Raw genomic sequence first — 8,311 nt, 5'->3', positions numbered from 1 at the left:
TCCTTAACTCCATAACTCCTTAACTCCTCAAAAAAACTCCTCAAAAAGAACCCCTCAAAACAACAGAATGATACTAAAATATAACATCAACGACATACGTCCCTACATCAGTTGGCTGTACTTTTTTCACACATGGGGCATGAGTGGAAAGCCAACTGACGAGAAAGAGAAGTTGCGAAAAGAGGCCGAAGAGATGCTCGACGCAATGGAAACGCGTTACAGAACGCATGCCGTATTCGAACTTTTCGATGCCAACAGCGACGGCGACGACCTGCTTTTGGGCGACATGCGCCTGCCGTTGCTACGCCAACAGAAAGCCAAAAGCACGGGCGCACCTAATCTTTGCCTAGCCGACTTCGTTCGTCCGCTATCAAGTGGCATTAAAGATAAGGTGGGAGCGTTCGCCACTACGGTGGATGCGGGCATTGAATACGACTACAAAAACGACGACTACAAGCAGATGATGGCCAAGGTTTTGGGCGAAAGACTGGCCGAGGCAACAGCCGAACGCATGCACGAAGAGGTGAGAAAGCACTATTGGGGCTATGCTCCCGATGAGCATTTCGAGCCGCAAGAGTTGCTCCGAGAGCCTTATCAAGGCATTCGTCCGGCCATTGGCTACCCCTCGTTGCCCGATACCAGTGTCAATTTCTTGCTCAACGAGCTAATCAACATGGGCTCTATCGGCATACATCTCACGCCCACAGGCATGATGCAGCCCCATGCAAGCGTGTCGGGTTTGATGTTCGCGCATCCTCAATCGAAGTATTTCGACCTGGGAAAGATAGGCGAAGACCAGCTTGCCGACTACGCAAAGCGACGTGGTGTGCCGCTATACATGATTAAAAAGTTTGTGCAATAAGTGCAACAAGGGCGTAACAAACAACATTTAGCAAGTGATTTCAAGAATACTTATACCTCTATTGTTAGCCATCCTTTTGCCCGATCTCTACATCGAACGGCGCAATTGGAAAAGCAAACGCAAGGCAAAATGGCCTTTGCGCGTACTAAGATGGGTGCTTAGCCTAGGCATGATGGTGTTTACCATTGTGATGGCAGGTTCCAAAAACTTCGTCCCCGACAGTGTAGAGATACTCAACGTTTACCTCATTTGTTTGGGATTGTTGGTTGTACCCAAGTTTGTTTATGTGAGTTGTGCCATTGTTGGGCGCGTGTTTGCACGCCTTCGCCACTCAACCACCAACTGGGGAAAGGCCGTTGGCTACCTCTTGGCGTTGTTCTGCATCTATGTTTTGGCTTACGGATGGCTTATTGGAGCCAACAAACTGAACGTAAACCATGTGGAGATATATTCGCCCGACCTGCCCGAGGCCTTCGATGGCTACCGCATTGTGCAGTTTACAGATGCTCATGTGGGCAGTTTCGTAGGCAGTCGCGCCCACTTCTTGGAGCGAGCAGTCGATACAATCATGGCCCAACACGCCGATGCTATCGTGTTTACGGGCGATTTACAGAACGTACAACCCTCGGAACTCTATCCTTGTCGCGAGCAATTAAGTCGCCTCAACGCCCGCGATGGCATGTTCTCTGTATTGGGCAACCACGATTACAGCATGTATTTCAATGGTCCAGAGGCCATAAAGGTTGCTAACGAGCGCGAAATGGTTGCACGTCAGCGGCAGTTTGGCTGGGATTTGCTGCTTAACGAGCATCGTGTAGTATGTCGCGGAGCCGACTCCATCGTGATTGCAGGAACCGAAAACGATGGTAGACCGCCATTTCCTTCGCGTGCCGACCTGTCCAAAGCACTTAAAGGTGTGGGCAAAGGCTCTTTTGTGGTGCTGCTACAACACGACCCTTCGGCCTGGGAACGCAACATCTTGCCGCATAGTCATGTGCAACTAACCCTGTCGGGGCATACGCATGGCGGTCAAGTAAGTATTTTCGGACTTCGTCCCACCATCATTAGCTATAAGCAAGACAAGGGGTTATACACCCAAGGACAACGCTCACTCTTCGTTTCATCAGGCTTGGGCGGTGTTGTTCCTTTCCGTTTTGGTGTTCCTCCCGAAGTGGTTGTCATCACCTTGCGGCGCGGAAAGGTGGCTGAGAAGTAGTAAAAGGAGTGCTTTGAGGAGTTAAGGAGTTAAGGAGTTAAGGAGTTAAGCCAATAGCTCAGGAGTTATGGAGTTATGGATTTAAGGAGTTAAGCCAAATGAATAGATGGCGTTAGCCATTTTTTCACCTTTTCAACCTTTCACCTTTTCACCTTTTCTCTCTTTCACTCCTTCATCAGAAAAAGGCTTTAGCCATCTTTTCACCCTTTCACCTTTTCGCTCTTTCACCTTTTAAGCCAATGCTTTGTTGCAAATGTCCTAGTAAACTCGTAAATTGATCAATGCGAACGATTATAAAAAATCAATCAGCAAGGCTATTTACTCCCTGCTCCACTAGGAGAAGAATTGGGGAGTGTGGCTATGTTTCTCGTCAATAATAAACAACAATGACAATTCTCTATCGCATCTACCAATTGTTTGTGGCCATTCCCCTAATAGTCTTGGCCACCGTGCTAACAGCCCTCGTCACCATCGTGGGATGCTTCATTGGCAACGGACACTTTTGGGGATATTACCCAGGTAAGTGTTGGTCGTGGTTTATTATCCGCATCTTGTTTCTGCCAATTAAGGTAGAAGGGCGCGAACATTTGCAGCGTGGGCAGTCGTATGTGTTTGCTGCTAACCACCAAGGAGCGTTCGACATCTTTATGATTTACGGCTTTCTGGGGCGCAACTTCAAATGGATGATGAAACAATCGCTGCGCAAGATACCACTCGTGGGCAAGGCATGCGAGGCTGCTCACCATATTTTTGTAGACAAACGAAGTGCTGCAAAGATAAAGAAGTCTATCGACCAAGCCCGACAAACCTTGCATAACGGCATGTCGTTGGTTATTTTTCCCGAAGGCGCACGCACCTTTACGGGGCACATGGGCGTGTTTAGGCGCGGAGCTTTTATGCTGGCCGACGAGTTGCAGCTGCCCATTGTGCCTGTTACCATCAACGGCTCGTTCGATGTTATGCCACGAACACGCGACCTTAAATGGGTGCGTTGGCACCGATTGAGGCTCACCATACACGCCCCGATAATGCCAATTGGACAGGGAACAGACAATACGAAGTTCTTAGAAGAGCAGAGTTACCAAGTAATTATGGGCTCACTTGTTCCCGAATATCAAGGATTTGAGGCCAATCCCGACCAATAATCGCCCCCAATCAGTCAAAAATACGCATGTATGGCATTGCACTTCTGAGAAATAGCCTTACCTTTGCATAAGTAGAACCAACAAAGTTACACGGCATGAACACAAGCGACAGCATCGTTATCATCCCCACATACAACGAAAAAGAGAACATCGAGAAAATTATTCGAGCCGTATTTGCACTCGATAAATGTTTCCATATCCTCGTTATCGACGACGGCAGCCCCGACGGAACGGCGGCTATCGTGCGCCGAATGATTGACGAAGAGTTTGCCGACCGCCTGTTTATGCTCGAACGTAAAGGCAAACTAGGGCTGGGAACGGCTTACATCACGGGTTTCAAGTGGGCTTTGGAGCGAGATTACGAGTATGTCTTCGAGATGGATGCCGACTTCAGTCACGACCCTGCCGACTTGCCGCGCCTATACGCTGCATGCCACGACGAAGGCTACGATGTTGCCATTGGCTCGCGTTATGTTAGCGGCGTAAACGTTGTGAACTGGCCCATCGGACGTGTGCTGATGAGTTATTTCGCATCGAAGTATGTGCGTTTCGTTACTGGTTTCACCGTACACGACACCACGGCCGGCTTTAAGTGCTATCGCCGGCAAGTACTTCAAACCATCCCGCTCGACGAAGTGCGTTTCAAAGGCTATGGTTTCCAAATAGAAATGAAGTACACCGCTTATAAGATTGGCTTTAAGATAAAAGAAGTTCCAGTGATATTTGTCAACCGCCGCGAGGGAACAAGCAAGATGAGTGGCGGCATTTTCGGCGAGGCTTTCTTCGGCGTTATGCGGTTGAGGCTCGACGGATGGACCCGAAAATATCCTAAAATACAACAATGACCAAATTGGCTTGTGGATGGAAAGGAGTGGAATGGCCCCTGTGGCTTCCACTCCTTTTCATGGCATTATGGGTGTGTAAGATGATGAGTTCGTGAGTTTTTAACTTCATCATTTACTCAGTCTGTAAGTGCTCAATACAATATTATGCAGTCACAACCCACAAACAGATGTGCAATCATCCACAAACGCAGGAACGCTCAAACACATAAACTCACGCACTCACGTACTCATAAGGTTATAAACTCACCACATCAGACACTCAAATTAATCGCATGTCGATGAACCTCCAACAAATATATTCAGGACAACCGCAGGCTGCCGCACTCCACAAAACCCTTGCCGATGCAGCCATTCGCCGCATCTTTCTCCAAGGTTTGGTAGCCTCCACTGCGCCTGTTTTCTTTTCGGGCATGGCGCAACGCCGTCCCCAAACCACCCTTTTCGTACTGCAAGATGCCGACGAGGCAGGCTATTTCTACCAAGACTTGGTGCAACTGATGGGGCAGAACGATGTGTTGTTCTTCCCTTCATCGTACAGGCGCGCCGTAAAATACGGACAACGCGATGCTGCCAACGAGATATTGCGCACCGAGGTGTTGGCTCGTCTTGCTGCCGAAAGGCCCACTTACGTGGTTTGCGCACCCGATGCACTGAGCGAATTGGTTGTTTCAAAGCAGCGGTTAGACGAACGTACGTTGCGGTTAAGCGTGGGGCAGACCATAGATGTTGTGCAAATGGTGAAAACTTTGCGGGCTTTCGACTTCCGCGAGGTGGACTATGTGTACGAACCTGGGCAGTTCGCCGTACGCGGTAGCATTGTAGACATCTACTCGTACAGTCACGAATTGCCTTTCCGCATTGACTTTTTCGGCGACGAAATCGACACCATTCGCACCTTCGATGTAGAAAATCAGCTGTCGAAAGACAAACGCGAAGCCGTTGAAATTGTTCCCGAACTAGCGCGGCAGGCCAACGAAAAGGTGTCGTTCCTAACGCTTTTGCCTCCCGATGCCCTGCTCGTGATGAAAGATTTTGGCTACGTTCGCGACACAATAGCGCGCATTTACGACGAGGGTTTTGCCCATCAAGCATTGGAGGCGCAGCTAGATGGTGCCACCGAGGTGGAACAACAGCAGATACGGGCCGCCATGCAAAAAGAGTTGCAGCTGCTCACCGCCAGCCAATTTGCCCACGATGCCGCCGCATTTAGGCACATTTACATTGGTAGTAAGCCGCCAGACGAGGTTCAAGCCACCATTGCTTTCCACTTTTCGGCACAGCCCCTGTTTCATAAAAACTTCGACTTGCTGCGCCAAACACTCGAAGACTATCAGCTGCAAGGCTACCGATTGGTGCTTTTGGCCGACAGTAAAAAGCAGCAAGAACGCCTTCGCGACATCCTTACAGCCGAGCAAAAGTCGGCTGCACCACTAAAAATGGAGTCGGCAGGCGACTTTACTTTGCATGCAGGATATGTGGATAACGACCTTCGCATCTGCTTTTTCACCGATCACCAGATATTCGACCGTTTCCACAAGTACAATCTCAAAAGCGAACGCGCACGCGCCGGCAAGCTAGCGTTAACGATGAAAGAGTTGCAAGAGATGGAACCGGGCGACTTCATCGTGCATGTAGACTTCGGCATCGGCAAGTTTGGCGGCCTGGTTCGCGTACCCACTGGCAACTCGTATCAAGAGATGATACGCATCGTTTACCAAAACAACGATAAGGTAGACGTTTCCATCCATTCGTTATACAAGATTTCGCGCTATCGTAAAGGTACGGCCACCGAGCAGCCAAGGCTTTCTACACTAGGAACGGGGGCTTGGGAACGCTTGAAAGAGAAAACCAAGAAACGTATCAAGGATATTGCCCGCGACTTGATAAAGCTTTATGCCAAGCGGCGCACCGAACGCGGGTTTGCATTCAGTCACGACTCGTTTATGCAGCACGAACTAGAAGCAAGTTTCCTTTACGACGACACGCCCGACCAGTTGAAAGCCACAACCGAGGTGAAGGCCGATATGGAACGCGCCCGCCCAATGGACCGCCTGGTGTGCGGCGACGTGGGTTTTGGCAAAACCGAAGTGGCCATACGCGCCGCGTTTAAGGCCGCATGCGACTCTAAACAGGTGGCCGTGATGGTTCCAACAACGGTTTTGGCCTTCCAACACTTCAAAACTTTCAGCAAACGATTAGAGAATTTGCCCGTAAGGGTCGACTATTTGTCGCGCGCTCGTTCGGCAAAACAAACCCGACAAGTGCTAGACGACCTCGCCGCAGGCAAGATAGACATCATCATTGGCACGCACAAGCTTATTGGAAAGACCGTAAAATGGCACGACCTGGGGCTGCTTATCATCGACGAAGAGCAAAAGTTCGGCGTGTCTACCAAAGAAAAGCTGCGCACACTTAAAACCAATGTCGACACGCTCACCATGTCGGCCACGCCCATTCCGCGCACGTTGCAGTTTTCATTGATGGGTGCGCGCGACATGAGCGTAATGCGAACGCCACCTCCAAACCGCCATCCCATACACACAGAGATAGCAACATTCGACGGCGCATTCATTGCCGAGGCCATCAATTTCGAGATGAGCCGCAACGGACAGGTGTATTTTGTGAACGACCGAATAGCAAATCTCCCCGAATTGGCCAACATCATACGCAAGCATGTGCCCGATTGCCGTGTGGTTATAGCACATGGACAAATGAAACCAGAAGATTTGGAGAACGCGCTTATCGACTTTATGAACCACGAATACGATGTGTTGCTCTCCACTTCGATTATCGAAAACGGCATCGACATATCCAATGCCAACACCATTATCGTGAACCATGCCCACAAAGTGGGACTAAGCGACCTGCATCAAATGCGTGGACGCGTAGGTAGGAGCAACCGTAAGGCCTTTTGTTACCTGCTGGCGCCACCCCTTTCGGCCTTAACGCCCGACGCCCGACGCCGCTTAGAGGCACTCGAAACGTTCTCAGACTTAGGCAGCGGCTTTAACATCGCCATGCAAGACCTTGATATTCGTGGGGCAGGCAATCTGCTTGGTGCCGAACAGAGTGGCTTTATGGAAGACTTGGGCTACGAAACGTATCAGAAAATACTGTCGCAAGCCGTTACCGAACTGCGTAACGACGAGTTTGCCGACCTATATGCGGAGAGTATTGAGCAAGGAGAAGAGGTGGGTGGCGACCAATTTGTGGAAGACTGCGCCTTGGAAAGCGACCTTGAAATGTATTTCCCCGACAACTACGTGCCAGGTAGCAGCGAACGGATGTTGCTTTATCGCGAGCTAGACAACATTGAGAGCGACAACGAATTGGATGCCTATCGCAATAGGCTTGTAGACCGTTTCGGGCCTGTTCCGCCGCAAGGCGAGGAGCTGATGCAAGTGGTGGCTTTGCGACGTATTGGCAAACGATTAGGTTGCGAGAAGATAATGCTTAAACAAGGGCGCATGCTCATGCAGTTTGTTAGCAACCCCAACAGTGCTTATTATCGGTCGAAGGCCTTCGACAACGTGCTGACTTACATCGCCAATAACCCACGCCGTTGCGACTTGAAGGAGATAAAAGGCCGCCGAATGATGCACGTTTCGGCCGTGCCTACGGTTGGCGATGCCGTTAAAGTGTTGCGCGCCATCGAGAATAAGCCTGCGCCCAAAGTGGGGTAGGCTTGTACTAATGCCACTACACCTTATATCTATATAGGGCGTATGCGCGCAATAAGCAATAACTATGGCATGCTTTCGCGGTGCCAATAAATTTTTAGGAGGATAGAAACAATGACAATCAACCACACCAACAACGAGCAGAACGGCGAGTTTGTGGCCTTAGAAGGCGAAGAAAAACTGGGTTACATCAGCTACGAATGGGTGGATGCCGACCACTTTGCCATCGTGCACACCGTGGTTTCGCCCGAACACAAGGGTAAGGGCATTGGCAAAATACTGCTTGATGCCGCTGCCGATTATGCCCGTAAGAACAACAAGAAGATAAAAGACGTATGTTCTTTTGTCACCGTGCAGTTTGCGCGGAGCGATAAGTACAACGACGTTAAGGGCTAGTCCCTACATTTCTTATACAACGGCTTTCTTTAATGGGCATGTCCTACAAAGGGATATACGGTGCAAACTACTGCAAAACGGACCAGCCGTTTGCGGTTGTTTGCACAAATTCTATTACTATCTTATAGCCAAACAAAATTAGATATGGAAAGCCATAGGTGCATCGT

Annotated in this window: 6 protein-coding genes; all 6 read left to right on the top strand. The window is 49.7% G+C overall.

The features are described from left to right. The first annotated feature begins 67 nt into the window (after nucleotides 1–67). Nucleotides 68–862 (top strand): vitamin B12 dependent-methionine synthase activation domain-containing protein, encoded by a 795-nt coding sequence (locus HMPREF2955_RS12535; RefSeq protein ID WP_070723796.1) that lies wholly within the window; start codon nucleotides 68–70, stop codon nucleotides 860–862. 34 nt (nucleotides 863–896) lie between these two features. Continuing rightward, nucleotides 897–2,078 carry a metallophosphoesterase gene (locus tag HMPREF2955_RS12530; RefSeq protein ID WP_070723795.1) on the top strand — a complete coding sequence of 394 codons (1,182 nt, stop codon included), beginning with the start codon at nucleotides 897–899 and terminating at the stop codon, nucleotides 2,076–2,078. A 386-nt stretch (nucleotides 2,079–2,464) separates the two neighbouring features. Continuing rightward, nucleotides 2,465–3,223, top strand: coding sequence for a lysophospholipid acyltransferase family protein (locus HMPREF2955_RS12525; protein WP_070723794.1), 759 nt, complete (start codon nucleotides 2,465–2,467; stop codon nucleotides 3,221–3,223). Nucleotides 3,224–3,318: 95 nt separating this feature from the next. Continuing rightward, a complete protein-coding gene (locus HMPREF2955_RS12520) occupies nucleotides 3,319–4,068 on the top strand; it encodes a polyprenol monophosphomannose synthase (protein ID WP_070723793.1) in 750 nt (249 codons plus the stop codon). Between the two features lie 278 nt (nucleotides 4,069–4,346). Then, nucleotides 4,347–7,751 carry a transcription-repair coupling factor gene (mfd, locus tag HMPREF2955_RS12515; protein WP_070723792.1) on the top strand — a complete coding sequence of 1,135 codons (3,405 nt, stop codon included), beginning with the start codon at nucleotides 4,347–4,349 and terminating at the stop codon, nucleotides 7,749–7,751. Nucleotides 7,752–7,862: 111 nt separating this feature from the next. Continuing rightward, nucleotides 7,863–8,144 carry a GNAT family N-acetyltransferase gene (locus HMPREF2955_RS12510; protein WP_070723791.1) on the top strand — a complete coding sequence of 94 codons (282 nt, stop codon included), beginning with the start codon at nucleotides 7,863–7,865 and terminating at the stop codon, nucleotides 8,142–8,144. The last annotated feature ends 167 nt before the right edge of the window (nucleotides 8,145–8,311 follow it).

Source organism: Prevotella sp. HMSC073D09, assembly GCF_001814145.1.
In the GTDB taxonomy this organism is placed as follows: Bacteria; Bacteroidota; Bacteroidia; order Bacteroidales; family Bacteroidaceae; genus Prevotella; species Prevotella conceptionensis.
Note: the sequence above shows the minus strand (reverse complement) of the source record. Positions and strands in the feature narration are given on the sequence as shown.